The following is a 15,080-nucleotide window of genomic DNA, read 5'->3' on the forward strand; positions in this document are numbered from 1 at the left end:
ATGACCGACCTGCTCTCCCAAGACGAGATCGATGCCCTGCTGCATGGCGTCGACGCCGGCGTGGTGGATACCGAGCCGGCGCCGGCCGAGCCGGGCGAGGCGCGCAACTACGACTTCTCCAGCCAGGACCGGATCATCCGTGGGCGCATGCCGACCCTGGAGATGGTCAACGAGCGCTTCGCCCGCCTGTGGCGGATCGGCCTGTTCAACCTGATCCGGCGCTCGGCCGACCTGTCGGTGCGCGGCATCGACCTGATCAAGTTCAACGACTACATGCACTCGCTGTACGTGCCGAGCAACCTGAACCTGATCAAGTTCAAGCCGCTGCGCGGCACCGGCCTGATCGTGTTCGAGCCGACCCTGGTGTTCACCGTGGTCGACAACTTCTTCGGCGGCGACGGCCGCTACCCCACCCGCATCGAGGGCCGCGAGTTCACCCCGACCGAGATGCGGGTGATCCAGCTGATGCTCAAGCAGACCTTCGCCGATCTGGCCGAAGCCTGGGCGCCGGTGATGGAGGTGGAGTTCGAGTACCTCAATTCCGAGGTCAACCCGCACTTCGCCAACATCGTCACCCCGCGCGAGTACGTGGTGGTCAGCCGTTTCCACGTGGAGCTGGAAGGCGGCGGCGGCGAGATCCATGTGACCCTGCCGTACTCGATGCTGGAGCCGATCCGCGAACTGCTCGACGCCGGCATCCAGAGCGACCGGGTGGACCGCGACGAGAGCTGGAACATCATGCTGCGCGAGCAGCTGTTCGGCTCGGAGGTGACCATTTCCAGCGTGCTGGCGCAGAAGCAGATGAGCCTGCGCGAGCTGACCCGGCTGAAGATCGGCGACGTGCTGCCGATCGACCTGCCCAAGCAGGTGCCGCTGTGCGTGGAGAACATCCCGGTGTTCACCGGCGAGTTCGGCATCTCGCACGGCCAGAACGCGGTGAAGATCACCGCCACCCATCCCCCCGGCGCGCTGCGCCGCCGCCCCGCTCTCCAGGAAGACCTGCCATGACCCAGACCGATCCCTCCCAGCCGGCGCCGGCCCAGTTCGACAGCCTGCAGCCGGACGCCATGGCCGAGTCCAACGACCTGAACCTGGACGTGATCCTGGACGTGCCGGTGACCCTGTCGCTGGAAGTGGGCCGCAGCCGCATCCCGATCCGCAACCTGCTGCAGCTCAACCAGGGCTCGGTGGTGGAACTGGAGCGCGGCGCCGGCGAACCGCTGGACGTGTACGTCAACGGCACCCTGATCGCGCATGGCGAGGTGGTGACCATCAACGACCGCTTCGGCGTGCGCCTGACCGATGTGGTCAGCCCCAGCGAGCGCATCCGGAGACTGCGGTGAGCCTGCTGCTCGCCGTCGCCGCGCAGACCGCCAAGCACGGCTCGGGCGTCGGCAGCGCGGCGCCGTCGGCGCCCAGCCTGGTCGGCGCGGTGTTCGCGCTGCTGCTGGTGCTGGGCCTGATCCTGGGCATGGCCTGGGTGCTCAAGCGCCTGCCCGGCAGCGGCTTCCGCCCGGCGCAGGGGCTGCGCGTGGTCGCCAGCCTGGCGGTGGGCGCCAAGGAGCGGGTGGTGGTGGTCGAGGTCAACGGCGAACAGCTGCTGCTCGGCGTCTCGCCCGGCGGGGTACGCACCTTGCATCAGTTGCCGGAGCCGCTGCCGCAGGCGCCCGCGCCGACCCTGCCCTCGATCAAGCCGTTCAAGCAGCTTCCCGATTTCGCCCAGCTTCTGGCGCAGAAGCTGCGCAAGGACAAATGACCATGCCGTTTTTCTGGAACCGCAACGCCCGCCGCCTGCGCCTGCTGCTGATCCTGCTGACGCTGAGCCTGCTGCCCGCGTTCGCCTGGGCGCAGGCCAAACCGGCGCCGGCCACCACGCCGACCGCGCAGAACCCGCAGAACGCCGCGCCCACCCTGCCCTCGCTGCCGGAGGTCAATGTCGGCAAGATCGGCGCGCAGCCGGTAAGCCTGCCGTTGCAGACGCTGCTGTTGATGACGGCCATCACCCTGCTGCCGTCGCTGCTACTGGTGCTGACCGCCTTCACCCGCATCACCATCGTGCTCGGCCTGCTGCGGCAGGCGCTGGGCACTGGCCAGACGCCGTCCAATCAGGTGCTGATGGGCCTGGCGCTGTTCCTGACCGCGCTGGTGATGATGCCGGTGTGGGAGAAGGCCTGGGGCCAGGGCATGAGCCCGTATCTCAACGGCCAGATCGATTTCCAGACCGCGTGGACGCTGACCACGCAGCCGCTGCGCGCATTCATGCTGGCGCAGGTGCGCGAGACCGACCTGATGACCTTCGCCGGCATGGCCGGCAACGGCACCTACAGCGGCCCGGACGCGGTGCCGTTCCAGGTGCTGGTGGCCTCGTTCGTGACCAGCGAGCTGAAGACGGCGTTCGAGATCGGTTTTCTGATCTTCATCCCGTTCGTGATCATCGATCTGGTCGTCGCCAGCGTGCTGATGTCGATGGGCATGATGATGATGTCGCCGATGCTGATCTCGGCGCCGTTCAAGATCCTGCTGTTCGTGCTGGTCGATGGCTGGGTGCTGACGGTCGGCACGCTGGCCGCCAGTTTCAACGGGGTCTGAGCCATGAGTCCGGAGCTGGCGTTGACCGAGTTGCGTGGCGGGCTGATCACGGTGTTGTGGGTGGCGGGGCCGTTGTTGCTGGCGATGTTGGCGGTGGGTGTGGTGATCGGTGTGTTCCAGGCGGCGACGCAGCTCAATGAGCCGACCATTGCGTTCATCGCGAAGGTGGTGGCGTTGACGGCGATGTTGTTTGCGACGGGGAGCATGTTGCTGGCGCATCTGGTGGAGTACACGACGATGCTGTTTCAGCGTATTCCGCATTTGATTGGGTAGCGGGGATGGCTGCTCTGAGCCACCTTCTCGCGAGGGGATCGCTTTTGCATGGGAAACAGCAAAAGCTTTCCTCTGGCGGCGAGCCGTTTGAACAGCAAAGGCTTTCGCCTGGCGGCGAGTTACTTTTCTTTGCTTGTGCAAAGAAAAGTAACCAAAAGAAAGCACACCCCGCCTTCGCGCCCGCTACGCGGGTCCGCTCCGCTGACGGGATTTTCGGACGGGGCATCCTGCCCCGGCCGAAAACGGCGCACATCCCTGTGCGCCGCCCCCCTGCGGGGGGTTTTGCCCGCCAGCTCCGCCGCTGCGGAGGGGACCCGGTGGATCAAGAGCAAAACAACAGCAAAAACAACGGCAACGGCAACGGCAACGGCAAAAGCGATAGCTGCGGCCATGAGGGCGTTGTCTTGGGTGCCGGTCGTGCGGTGCACGTTGTTGTTCGCGGACTCGCTGGTCCGTCTTCGGCTGCAAGCCGCTCGCGTTGCGCGATTGGTGCTGGCCCTTCCTTCGTGATGTCTGCCGGGGTCTCGGGCTGATGGATGCCGCCACGCAAATGGTCGTCGATGGGTCGCGGGCGTTCGCGATGATCGGGGCGGTGCTGTGGACGATGCTGCGGATCGGGGCGATGTTGACGGTGATGCCGATGGTGGGGAGCAAGGCAGTGCCGGGGCGGGTGCGGGTGATCCTGGCCGGGACGCTGGCCATCGCGCTGGCGCCGATCCTGCCGCCGGTGCCGGATTGGGATGGGTTCAATGCCGCGGTGGTGCTCAGCGTGGCGCGGGAGTTGGCGGTGGGGGCCAGCATGGGCTTCATGCTGCGGATGATCTTCGAGGCCGGGGCGATGGCCGGGGAACTGGTCTCGCAGAGCACCGGCCTGGGCTTCGCGCAGATGGCCGATCCGCTGCGCGGGGTCAACTCGCCGGTGATCGGCCAGTGGTTCTACCTGGCCTTCGGCATGATGTTCTTCACCGCCAACGGGCATCTGGCGGTGGTGTCGCTGCTGGTGGAAAGCTACAAGGCGCTGCCGATCGGCACCGCCCTGCCCGATGCGCAGGCCATGGCCTCGGTCGCGCCGAACTTCTTCATGAGCATCATGCGCGGCGCGGTGACCCTGGCGCTGCCGGTGATGGTGGCGATGATGGCGGTGAACCTGGCCTTCGGCGCGCTGGCCAAGGCGGCGCCGTCGCTGAACCCGATCCAGCTCGGCCTGCCGGTGGCGGTGGTGCTGGGCCTGGCGCTGCTGGCGGTGCTGGTCGGCGAGATGGGGCCGCCGGTGCAGCGCCTGTTCGATGCCGCCTTCAACGCCGCGCGCGCACTGACCGCATAGCCGGGACTCAAGCTGCGCCACAACGCGGCCGATACCGGCAGCAGGCTATCGTTGGCGCGCCAGGATGGGCGGCGGCACCGCCGACCGTCCCGGATACCGCCGATCGCCGCGGTCCGTCCCTTCGTCCATCGCCCACCGCACGCCATGCCCTATCGCTCGCCAGCGTCCGCCCGTGCCTGCCATCGCCGTGTCCCACGGCGGTGCGGCGGCGGCTGAGCGTCGTATGCGCACGGTCACGGATCGACCCCTGTGGTGGCCGCTCTGGCTGTTGCTGTCCACCCTGATCTGCATCGGGTCCACGCAGGCCCAGGTGATCCCGTTGCGGCACTACGCACAGGACCAGGGGCTGCTCGGCCTGGCCGGTACCTGCCTGCTGCAGCGGCGCGACGGCAGCCTGCTGGTCTGCAGCGAAAGCGGGCTGTACGCCTTCGACGGCGACCAGTTCCAGCAAGTGACGCTGCAGGGCCGCGGTGGCCATTACATCTCCGATGCCGCCGAGGATGCCGAGCGGCGGCTGTGGGTGGCCACCTTCGATGCGATCTACGTGGACGACGGCGCGCCGGCGCGGTGGATCCCACTGGAACAAAACAGCCTGCCGTCGCATCGAAAGCTCAATCGCCCGCGCCTGGCCACCCCGGCCTGGGGCACGGTGGTGCTGGACGACCGCCGCCTCCTGCGCGCGGTGCGCAAGGCCGATGCCAGCGGCTGGGAGCTGCGGCCCCTGTTCGATGCGGCGACGCTGGCGCAGCAACCGGAACTGGCCGACATCCACGACCAGTTCGTCGTCGACGACACGCTGTGGCTGGGCTGCGCCAGGGCCTTGTGCCGGATCGATGCCGACGGCCGCGCCACCCGCTACGACCAGGCCCACGGCCTTCCGCCCGACTTCTGGCGCAACGCGGTCCGCGACCGCGCCGGCAGCCTGTGGGTCGTCGGCAGCAGCAAGGTGATGCGGCTGCCGGCCGGCGCGACGCGCTTCCAGGAGCAGACGCCCCCCGGGCTGGACGGACCGGCCCTGGTGACCTGGCGCACGCCGATCCTGCTGGACCCGCAGGGCCGCGTGCTGGTGCGCACCAACCACGGCCTGGCGCGCTGGGAAGACGGGCGCTGGCGCACCTTCGACCGTCGCAACGGCCTGCCCGAGGGCAACCTCGTCGCCATGCGCTTCGACCAGGCCGGCGACCTGTGGCTGAGCATGGACGGCGAAGGCGTGCTGCGCTGGAACGGCTATGGCTGGATCGAGAACTGGGATGTGTCGCAGGGCATCAGCCGGGCGCCGACCTGGAGCATCCAGCGTACCCAGCACGGCGAGCTGTTGATCGGCAACGAGGGCGGCGTCGACCGGCTGCGCGAGGACGGCCGCTTCCAGCGCTGGGCCAACGACAACGGCACGCAGATGATCGGCCTGCGCCGCGCCGCGGACGGCACGCTGTGGAGCATCGGTTCGATCGGCATGCTGCGTCACTACGACGCGCAGGGCCGGCTGCTGCGGGCGTATCCGGCGCTGCGCAGCGTCGGCCGTCAGCGGATGGTCATCGCCAAGCAACTGTTCGTGGACGCGACCGACCGCGTCTGGATCCTCACCGACGACGGCGTGTACCTGCTGGCGCAGGCGACGGCGGACGCAGTCCCGCAACGGCTGTCGACGCTGCCCGGCGGCGAGTATTCGGATATCCAGCAGCGCCACGACGGCAGCCTGCTGGTGACCGGCGCCGCCGGGCTGTTCCGCCTGCGCGGCGACACCTGGACCCCGATCAGGCTGGTCGCCGACAGCGCGCCGGCGCAGCCGGCCCTCAGCAAGCTCCTGATCCTGGACGACGGCCAGGCCTGGGCCACCCTGTACGGCCCCGGTGCCTGGCAAGGGCGACTCGACGGCGACACCCTGCACCTGGCGCCGGCCGACGCGGAGTTGAGCGGCCTGTACATCTACAACCTGCGCCGCACCCGCAACGGCTGGATCTGGATCAGCCACAACCAGGGCGTGGACGTCTATGACGGACGCGCCTGGTCGCGGCTGACCCAGGCGCAGGGCCTGCTCTGGAACGACATGTCCGAGTCGGCCTTCCTGGAGGACCACGACGGGTCGGTGTGGCTGGGCAGCAGCCGTGGCGTCACTCACCTGCTGGATCCGACGCGGCTGTTCCCGGCACGGGCGCCGCGGCTGGTGCTCAAGGAGTTCAGCCGCGGCGGCGTGCCCGTCGGCGCCGGCACGCGCCTGCGCTGGAGCGAGGATCCCCTGCATATCGCGGTCGGCTCGCCGGACCTGTACGACGAACGCAACCGCATCAGCTTCCGTTATCGCTTCGAGGGCGCGCATACGCGCTGGCTGCACACGCCCAACTTCGAATTCGAGCAACCGCCGCTGGCGCCGGGCCACTACGTGCTGGAGGTGCAACTGCTGGACGCCTACCGGCGCAGCGCCTCGGCGCCGCTGCGGGTGGCGTTTTCGGTGGCGCCGGTGTGGTGGCGCAGCCAGCCGATGCTGGTGCTGTACCTGCTGCTGGGCGGCGGCCTGGTGGTGGCGCTGCTGCTGTGGCGCGAACGCCGCCTGCACCAGCGCCAGCGCGAACTGGCCGACCTGGTGGCGCGGCGCACCGAGGAACTGGAGCACGACAAGCGCGAACTGGAGATCGCCCGCGCCGCGCTGGCGGTGAAGGCCTCGCACGACGCTCTCACCGGCCTGCTCAACCGCGCCGGCATCCTCGAGGCGCTGGCCGCGCAGATGCGCCGCAGCGACGCCGAACAGACGTCGCTGGCCGTGGCGATGATCGACCTCGACCACTTCAAGCGGATCAACGACGAGCATGGCCATCTGGTCGGCGACGCGGTGCTGATCGAGGTGGCGCGGCGCCTGGGCGCCAACCTGCGCGACGCCGACCTGGTCGGGCGCTACGGCGGCGAGGAACTGCTGGCGGTGCTGCCCGGGTTGCCGACGAGCTGCGGCGACCGGCTGCAAACCCTGCGCACCATCATCGCCGGGCAGCCGCTGCGCATCGGCGAGCGGCAGTTGGCGATCACCGCCTCGATCGGCGTGGCCTGGTACCGGCCCGGCGAACCCCTGCAGCAGTTGCTGGCGCGCGCCGACGCCGCCCTCTACCAGGCCAAGCGCCTGGGCCGCGACCGGGTGGAGCTGCAGCCGGCCTAGCTGACGCGGAACGACGCGCCACGGCGCCGCCCGGCCTCGCTCCCGGGACCGGCACGGTCCTTGCAGTGTGCAGGGTCGATCCTGGCCGAGCGCACCCCCGATGTCCGAGAGCGAAGAAGGCGCAGAGCGCACAGAACAGCCAACAGACAAACGTCTGCGCGAAGCCCGCGAACAAGGCAACATCCCGCATTCGCGCGAACTGGCCACGGCCGCGGTGTTCAGCGCCGGCGTGTTCGCCCTGATGGGCCTGTCCACCTCCATGACCGCCGGGGCGGTGGCCTGGCTGAAACAGGCGCTGCGCCCGGACCTGTCGATGCGCGAGCATCCGGAGGCGATGTTCGGCCACTTTGGCGACTTGCTGCTGAACCTGCTCTGGGTGGTGCTGCCGCTGGTCGGCATCTGCCTGGCGGCCAGCTTCGCCGCGCCGGTGCTGATGGGCACCCTGCGCTTCTCCGGCCAGGCGCTGATCCCCAAGTTCGACCGGCTCAACCCGATGAACGGGCTGAGCCGCATGTACGGCGCCGAGACCATCGTCGAACTGCTGAAGTCGATCCTGCGCATGGGCTTCGTCGGCGGCGCCGCGATGCTGTGCCTGTGGGGCAGCACCGACTTCCTGCGCGGCCTGCTGCTGCAGCCGCTGGAACAGGCCATCGGCCACGGCCTGGGCTTCACCCTGCGGCTGCTGCTGTACACCGCCGGCGCGCTGGCGCTGCTGGCCGCGATCGATGCGCCCTATCAGAAGTGGAATTACATCCGCAAATTGAAGATGACCCGGGAAGAAGTGCGCCGGGAAATGAAGGAAAGCGACGGCAGCCCTGAGGTCAAGGGCCGCATCCGCCAGATGCAGATGCAGATGTCGCAGCGGCGGATGATGGAAGCCGTGCCCAAGGCCGACGTGGTGGTGGTCAACCCCACTCACTACGCGGTGGCGCTGAAGTACGAGAGCGGGCGCATGCGCGCCCCCACCGTGGTCGCCAAGGGCGTGGACGAGATCGCCTTCCGCATCCGCGAGGTCGGCGAGCAGCATCGCGTGGCGGTGATCTCGGCCCCGCCTTTGGCACGCGCCTTGTATAGGGAAGGCCAACTCGGCAAGGAAATTCCCGTGAGACTGTATTCCGCAGTGGCGCAGGTCCTCTCGTACGTCTACCAGCTGCGCGCCTGGCGCAGCGGGCCGATGCCGCCGTTGCCGCCGTTGGAAGTGGATGAATTCGCCCCGGGGAGCCAGCCATGAGCCAGCCTGCCGCGCAGATGAACACGCGCAAAGTGATGGACATGATCAAGCACGGGCTCGGCGCCCCGGTGATCGTGTTGCTGATGCTGGCGATGGTGGTGGTGCCGCTGGCCGCCCCGGTGCTGGACGCCCTGTTCACCTTCAACATCGCCATCTCGCTGATGGTGCTGCTGGCGGTGGTGTACGTGAAGCGGCCGCTGGAGTTCAGCATCTTCCCGATCGTGCTGCTGATGACCACGATGCTGCGCCTGGCGCTGAACGTGGCCTCCACCCGCGTGATCCTGATCAACGGCCAGGACGGCCACGGCGCCGCCGGCAAGGTGATCGAGGCCTTCGGCGAATTCGTGATCGGCGGCAACTATGCGGTCGGCATCGTGGTGTTCGCGATCCTGACCATCATCAACTTCGTGGTCATCACCAAGGGCGCCGGGCGCGTGTCGGAAGTGACCGCACGCTTCATCCTCGACGCCATGCCGGGCAAGCAGATGGCGATCGACGCCGACCTCAACGCCGGCCTGCTGACCCGCGAGGAGGCCAAGGCCCGCCGCGAGGAAGTGCGCGAGGAAGCGGACTTCTACGGCTCGATGGACGGCGCCAGCAAGTTCATCCGCGGCGACGCCATCGCCGGCATCCTGATCCTGTTCATCAACCTGATCGGCGGCATGGCGGTCGGCGTGCTGCAGCACGGCATGCCGGTGGGACAGGCGGCCTCGACCTACACCTTGCTGTCGATCGGCGATGGCCTGGTCGCGCAGCTGCCGGCGCTGCTGGTGTCCTCGGCGGTGGCGATGCTGGTCACCCGCGCCTCGCGCTCGCAGGACATGGGCGCCTCGATGATGGGCCAGGTGTTCGGCCAGCATAAGGCGCTGGCGGTGGCCGCGGCGATCCTGGGCCTGGTCGGCCTGATCCCGGGCATGCCCAACGTCGCTTTCTTGACGCTGGCGCTGATCCTGGGCCTGCTGGCCTGGAAGATGTGGAAACGCAGCCTGCAGCCGGCCCCGGCCGCCGCCGAGGCGGCGCCGCAGGCCGCGGCCGCTGCGCAGGCCAACGCCGAACTGGGCTGGGACGAACTGCGCCCGATCGACCCGCTGGGCCTGGAAGTGGGCTACCGGCTGATCCCGCTGGTGGACAAGACCCAGGGCGGCGAACTGATGGCGCGGATCAAGGGCGTGCGCCGCAAGCTGACCCAGGACATCGGCTTCCTGGTGCCGCCGGTGCACATCCGCGACAACCTGGAACTGCCGGCCAACGCCTACCGCCTGCTGGTGCACGGCGTGCCGGTGGCCACCGCCGACATCCACCCGGACCGCGAGTTGGCGCTGGACCCGGGCGGCGCGCTCGGCAAGATCGACGGCATTCCCGGCAAGGACCCGGCGTTCGGCCTGGATGCGATCTGGATCCAGCCGCACCTGCGCGCCCAGGCCGAGACCATGGGCTATACCGTGGTCGACCCGGCCACGGTGATCGCCACCCATCTCTCGCACCTGATCCGCGAGCACGCCCCGGAACTGCTCGGCCACGAGGAAGTGCAGCAGCTGCTGGCGACCCTGGCCAAGAGCGCGCCCAAGCTGGTCGAGGACCTCACCCCCAAGGCGCTGCCGCTGTCGGTGGTGGTGCGGGTGCTGCAGAACCTGCTCATCGAGAAGATCCCGGTGCGGCAACTGCGCAAGATCGTCGAGGCCCTGGTCGAGCACGCCCCGCAGAGTCAGGAACCCGGCGCGCTCACCGCCGCCGTGCGCAACGCCCTGGGCCGGTTCATCGTGCAGGAGATCGCCGGCATGGCCCCGGAACTGCCGGTGTTCACCCTGGCCCCGCAATTGGAACGCGTCTTGCAGGACTCTACCCAGGGCAACGGCGCGGCGCTGGAACCCGGACTGGCCGAACGCTTGCACCAGAGTCTGGCGGACTGCGTGAGCAAGCAGGAGGCGCGCAACGAACCGGCGGTGGTGCTGGTGCCGGCGCAGGTCCGCGCCGCCCTTGCCCGCCTGGTCCGCCACAGCGTCCCCGCGCTGTCGGTCCTGTCCTACAGCGAAGTGCCGGAGGACAAGCGGCTGAAGTTGGTGGGCACGATCAGCTGAAGTGCTGGGAATGGTGAATAGGGAATGGGGAATCGCAATAGCGTTCCCACAGCGGAGAGAGCAATGAGCAAGACCACGACAACCAAGACACGGCACCGCGGCCCAGGGGGCAGCGGCGCAGGCAGCGATTCCATTCCCCATTCCCGATTCACTATTCCCGGCGTCCACCCATGAAGATCAAACGCTTTGTCGCCCCCGACATGCGCACCGCCTTCCGGATGGTGCGCGACGAGCACGGGCCGGATGCGGTGATCCTGTCCAACCGGCGTACCGACGAGGGCATCGAGATCGTGGCCGCCAGCAACTACGACGAGGCCCTGGTGCAGCGGGCGCTGGATGCGGTGCGCCCGGACGAGGCGCCGCGCGCCGCCGCGGCGAGCCAGACACCGGCCGCGGCTGCCCCGCGTGCCGCACGCGGCGACGCCGCCGCCAGTCCGGCGATGGCGATGATGGCCGCGATCAGCGAGCGCCGCGGCGGTGCCGCGCCGGCCGCCCCGGCCGCTCCCGCGGCACGGCCGCTGACCCAGCCGGCGGCGCTGGCCGCCTCGGCCATGCCCGCCGCGGCCGCCCCGGCTGCCGCCGCACGCCAGGCCGCCCCGGCCAAGGCCGCAGCGCCGGTCACCGGCCGCGCCGAGTTCAGCATCCCCGAGGACGTGTTCCGCAACGCCCCGATCAGCGTGCCCATGCCCAGCCCGTTCGCCGCCGCCACGCCGGCACCGGCCGCCGAGGCCGCGCCGGCCTGGCGCGACGACGTGCCCGCGGTGGCGCTGACCCCGGTGGCGAGCCCGGCCCCGGCCGCGCCCGTCGCGACCGCCGATGCCCCGGCCGCTGCCGGAATCCCGGCGGCCGCGGCGCTGGCGGCGGTGCCGACCTTCCCCGCCCCGCAGAACGACGAACAATTGACGCAGCTGCGCGACGAACTGGCGCTGATGCGGCAGATGATCGAGCGCGAGATGAACCGCCTCACCGACGAGCGCCTGCGCGGCTCGCCGGTCCGCGCCCAGGCGCTGGAGCTGATGGACGACTACGGCTTCGACAGCGGCATCACCCGCGACGTGGTCATGCAGATCCCCGCCGACCTGGAGCTGCACCGTGGCCGCGGGCTGATGCTGGGCCTGCTGTCCAAGCGCCTGCCGATCGCCGCGCTGGACCCGCTCGAGGAAGGCGGCGTGATCGCCCTGATCGGCCCGACCGGCGCCGGCAAGACCACCACCATCGCCAAGCTGGCCTCGCGCTTCCTGGAGCGCCATGCCGCCCGCGACGTGGCCCTGGTCACCACCGACACCATCCGCGTCGGCGGCCGCGAACAGCTGCACAGCTACGGCCGCCAGCTCGGCATCGCCGTGCACGAGGCCGACAGCGACGCCGCGCTGCAGCAGCTGCTGGAGCGCCTGGCCGACTACAAGCTGGTGCTGATCGACACCGCCGGCATGGGCCAGCGCGACCGCGCCCTGGCCGCCCAGTTGCACTGGCTGCGCGCCTCGCGTGTGGTCCGGTCCTTGCTGGTACTCCCCGCCAACGCCCATTTCTCCGACCTGGACGAGGTGGTGCGCCGGTTCGCCGGCGCCGACCCACAGGGGGTCATCATGACCAAGTTGGACGAGACCGGGCGGTTCGGCAGTGCCTTGTCGGTGGTCGTGGACCACCGCCTCCCCATCACCTGGGTGACCGATGGACAGCGCGTGCCGGACGACCTGCACCGCGCCAACGCCGCCAGCCTGGTATTGCGCCTTGAAGATTTGCGGCGCGCTGCCGATAAGCCCTGTACTCCGGAGCAGACCCATGCCGTCGCGTGACTACGTCAATCTGACCAATGCCTTCCCCCTGTCGGCGACGCGCAGCGAACCGCTGGGTCCGGTGCGCACCATCGCCGTGACCGGCGGCAAGGGCGGCGTGGGCAAGACCAACATCTCGGTCAACCTGTCCATGGCGCTGGCCGACATGGGCAAGCGCACCCTGCTGCTGGACGCCGACCTGGGCCTGGCCAACGTCGACGTGCTGCTGGGGCTGACCCCCAAGTTCACCGTGGCCGACCTGGTCGCCGGGCGCTGCACCCTGGAAGAGGTGCTGATCGACATGCCCAACGGGCTGATGGTGGTGCCCGCCGCCTCCGGCCGCCGCTACATGGCCGAGCTGCCGCCGGCCCAGCACGTGGGCCTGGTCAACGTGTTCTCCGAGCTGCAGCGCGAGCTGGACATCATGATCGTCGACACCGCCGCCGGCATCACCGACAGCGTGCTGACCTTCTGCCAGGCCGCGCAGGACGCGGTGGTGGTGGTCTGCGACGAGCCGGCCTCGATCACCGACGCCTACGCCCTGATCAAGGTCCTCTCGCGCGAGCGCGGCGTGGACCGGGTGCAGATCGTCGCCAACATGGTCCGCGACCTCAACGAAGGCCGCCTGCTGTACGACAAGCTCAGCCGGGTCTGCGAGAAGTTCCTCGGCGACGTGTCGCTGAACTACCTGGGCTGCGTGCCGCAGGACGACTGGCTGCGCCTGTCGGTGCAGCGCCAGCAGCCGGTGGTCAAGGCCTACCCGTCCAGCCCGTCGGCGCAGGCGATCAGCGAGATCGCCCGGCGCACCGCACGCTGGCAGGCGCCGACCGCCCCGCGCGGCAACGTCGAGTTCTTCGTCGAACGCATCATCCAGCGCGGGGTGGCCGCATGAACGCCGCCGCCCACTACCGCGCCGTCCAGCGCAACAGCGCCAACGACTACATCGCCCAGCACTCGGACCTGGTCCGGCGCATCGCCCACCACCTGGCGGCGCGGCTGCCGGCCAGCGTCGAGATCGACGACCTGATCCAGGCCGGCATGATCGGCCTGATCGAGGCCTCGCGCAGCTACGACGCCGAACAGGGCGCCTCGTTCGAGACCTACGCCTCGATCCGCATCCGCGGCGCGATGATCGACGAGATCCGCCGCGGCGACTGGGTGCCGCGCTCGGTGCACCGCCGCGCCCGCGACGCCGCCTCGGCGATCCGCAAGATCGAACAGAGCACCGGCCGCGCCGCCGCCGCCAACGAAGTGGCCGCGGCGATGGACATGCCGCTTCCCGAATACCTGCGTTTGATGGAAGATGCCGCCCGCGGCCAGGTGCTGAGCCTGGAGTCGCGCATCGAGGACCATGGCGAGCTGGATACCATCGCCAAGGGCGGACCCAATCCGCAGCAGATGCTCGAGCGCAGCGAATTCGGCCGCGAGCTGGGCAAGGCCATCGCGCAGTTGCCCGAACGCGAGCAGTTGGTGCTGTCGCTGTACTACGAGCAGGAATTGAACCTCAAGGAAATCGGCGCGGTGCTCGGGGTCAGCGAGTCGCGCGTGTGTCAGATCCATGGCCAGGCCACGGTACGGTTGCGCGGACGCCTGAAGGCGTTCGAGGTCGCCGATGCCGGTCTGGAAGACGAAGAATAGGAACCCTTAGGAGTCAGTGGTGAACAAGAACATGCGGATTTTGATCGTGGACGATTTCTCGACGATGCGACGCATCGTCAAGAATCTGCTCGGCGATCTGGGCTTCACCAACACCGCCGAGGCCGAAGACGGCAACAGCGCCCTGGCCGCGCTGCGCTCGGCGCCGTTCGAGTTCGTGGTCACCGACTGGAACATGCCGGGCATGACCGGCATCGATCTGCTGCGCAACATCCGCGCCGACGACAAGCTCAAGCACCTGCCGGTGCTGATGGTCACCGCCGAGGCCAAGCGCGAGCAGATCATCGAGGCCGCGCAGTGCGGCGTGAACGGCTACATCATCAAGCCGTTCACCGCGCAGACGCTGCAGGAGAAGCTGGGCAAGATCTTCGAACGCCTGGGAGCGACCGCCTAAATGGAAGCCACCGCCGAACGTACCGCCCTGATCGAACGCCTGCAAGGCGCGCTGGACGCGCTGGAAAACGGCGACGAGGCCGGCTGGCGCAGGGAGATCGACACCCTCGCCGCCTGGCGCACGCGGCCGATGATGCAGGGCCTGAGCCGGCTCGCGCGCGATCTGGGGCAGGCGCTCGGCGAACTGCCGGTGGTGCCCAGCGAGGCCGGCGAGCTGGACGACGCCTGCTCGCGCCTGGACCACGTGGTGGAGATGACCGAACAGGCCAGCCACCGCACCCTGGACCTGGCCGAGGAATGCCGTGCGCTGGCCGACCAGCTCGCCGCCGGCGGCCTCAGCGGCGACCAGGGCGAGATCCTCGACAAGATCCGCCACAACCTCACCGAAATGGCCCTGGCGCAGAGCTTCCAGGACCTGACCGGGCAGATCATCCGCCGCGTCGCCGGCATCGTGCGCCGCGTGCACGAGGGCTTCGGCGCGCTGGGTCTGCCGCCGAAGGAAGAAAACAAGAAGGCCGACGGCAGCCTGGCCGGCCCGGCCCTGCCCGGCCTGGACCGCCACGGCGTGTCGCAGCACGACGCCGACGACCTGCTGTCCGGATTGGGACTGTAATGC

15 protein-coding genes are annotated in these 15,080 nt (G+C 69.3%); all 15 read left to right on the forward strand.

Annotated elements, in window-relative coordinates; all coding sequences use genetic code 11:
• The gene (gene fliM, locus PG878_RS11095; RefSeq protein ID WP_019796142.1) at positions 1–1,008 is read left to right on the forward strand and encodes a flagellar motor switch protein FliM; all 1,008 of its coding nucleotides are present in this window, start codon (positions 1–3) and stop codon (positions 1,006–1,008) included.
• Complete coding sequence (gene fliN / locus PG878_RS11100) at positions 1,005–1,343, forward strand: flagellar motor switch protein FliN (RefSeq protein ID WP_209029222.1); 339 nt, start codon at positions 1,005–1,007, stop codon at positions 1,341–1,343. The genes fliM and fliN overlap by 4 nt, the downstream gene beginning before the upstream one ends.
• The gene (fliO, locus tag PG878_RS11105; RefSeq protein WP_209029221.1) at positions 1,340–1,756 is read left to right on the forward strand and encodes a flagellar biosynthetic protein FliO; all 417 of its coding nucleotides are present in this window, start codon (positions 1,340–1,342) and stop codon (positions 1,754–1,756) included. The genes fliN and fliO overlap by 4 nt, the downstream gene beginning before the upstream one ends.
• Positions 1,757–1,758: 2 nt before the next feature.
• Positions 1,759–2,589, forward strand: a complete 831-nt coding sequence (fliP, locus tag PG878_RS11110; protein ID WP_209029220.1) for a flagellar type III secretion system pore protein FliP — start codon at positions 1,759–1,761, stop codon at positions 2,587–2,589.
• A gap of 3 nt (positions 2,590–2,592) precedes the next feature.
• A complete protein-coding gene (locus PG878_RS11115) occupies positions 2,593–2,862 on the forward strand; it encodes a flagellar biosynthetic protein FliQ (RefSeq protein WP_010343869.1) in 270 nt (89 codons plus the stop codon).
• Positions 2,863–2,867: 5 nt separating this feature from the next.
• Positions 2,868–3,395, forward strand: a complete 528-nt coding sequence (locus tag PG878_RS11120; RefSeq protein WP_209029219.1) for a hypothetical protein — start codon at positions 2,868–2,870, stop codon at positions 3,393–3,395.
• A complete protein-coding gene (gene fliR / locus PG878_RS11125) occupies positions 3,395–4,186 on the forward strand; it encodes a flagellar biosynthetic protein FliR (protein ID WP_209029218.1) in 792 nt (263 codons plus the stop codon). The genes PG878_RS11120 and fliR overlap by 1 nt, the downstream gene beginning before the upstream one ends.
• A 223-nt stretch (positions 4,187–4,409) precedes the next feature.
• Positions 4,410–7,331 carry a ligand-binding sensor domain-containing diguanylate cyclase gene (locus PG878_RS11130; RefSeq protein WP_244672391.1) on the forward strand — a complete coding sequence of 974 codons (2,922 nt, stop codon included), beginning with the start codon at positions 4,410–4,412 and terminating at the stop codon, positions 7,329–7,331.
• A 100-nt stretch (positions 7,332–7,431) separates the two neighbouring features.
• Positions 7,432–8,562, forward strand: a complete 1,131-nt coding sequence (flhB, locus tag PG878_RS11135; RefSeq protein ID WP_019800058.1) for a flagellar biosynthesis protein FlhB — start codon at positions 7,432–7,434, stop codon at positions 8,560–8,562.
• 17 nt (positions 8,563–8,579) lie between these two features.
• A complete protein-coding gene (flhA, locus tag PG878_RS11140; RefSeq protein ID WP_209029335.1) occupies positions 8,580–10,640 on the forward strand; it encodes a flagellar biosynthesis protein FlhA in 2,061 nt (686 codons plus the stop codon).
• Positions 10,641–10,810: 170 nt separating this feature from the next.
• The gene (gene flhF, locus PG878_RS11145) at positions 10,811–12,436 is read left to right on the forward strand and encodes a flagellar biosynthesis GTPase FlhF (protein WP_209029217.1); all 1,626 of its coding nucleotides are present in this window, start codon (positions 10,811–10,813) and stop codon (positions 12,434–12,436) included.
• Positions 12,423–13,307, forward strand: coding sequence for a MinD/ParA family ATP-binding protein (locus PG878_RS11150; RefSeq protein ID WP_209029216.1), 885 nt, complete (start codon positions 12,423–12,425; stop codon positions 13,305–13,307). The genes flhF and PG878_RS11150 overlap by 14 nt, the downstream gene beginning before the upstream one ends.
• Entirely contained in the window at positions 13,304–14,053 is a 750-nt protein-coding gene (locus PG878_RS11155) for an RNA polymerase sigma factor FliA (protein WP_017908923.1), read from the forward strand. The genes PG878_RS11150 and PG878_RS11155 overlap by 4 nt, the downstream gene beginning before the upstream one ends.
• A gap of 19 nt (positions 14,054–14,072) precedes the next feature.
• A complete protein-coding gene (gene cheY / locus PG878_RS11160) occupies positions 14,073–14,465 on the forward strand; it encodes a chemotaxis response regulator CheY (protein WP_010341542.1) in 393 nt (130 codons plus the stop codon).
• Positions 14,466–15,077, forward strand: coding sequence for a protein phosphatase CheZ (locus tag PG878_RS11165; protein ID WP_152239305.1), 612 nt, complete (start codon positions 14,466–14,468; stop codon positions 15,075–15,077).
• Positions 15,078–15,080: the final 3 nt, after the last annotated feature.

The sequence above is a fragment of the Xanthomonas hawaiiensis genome, from assembly GCF_031834635.1.
Taxonomy (GTDB): domain Bacteria; phylum Pseudomonadota; class Gammaproteobacteria; order Xanthomonadales; family Xanthomonadaceae; genus Xanthomonas_A; species Xanthomonas_A sacchari.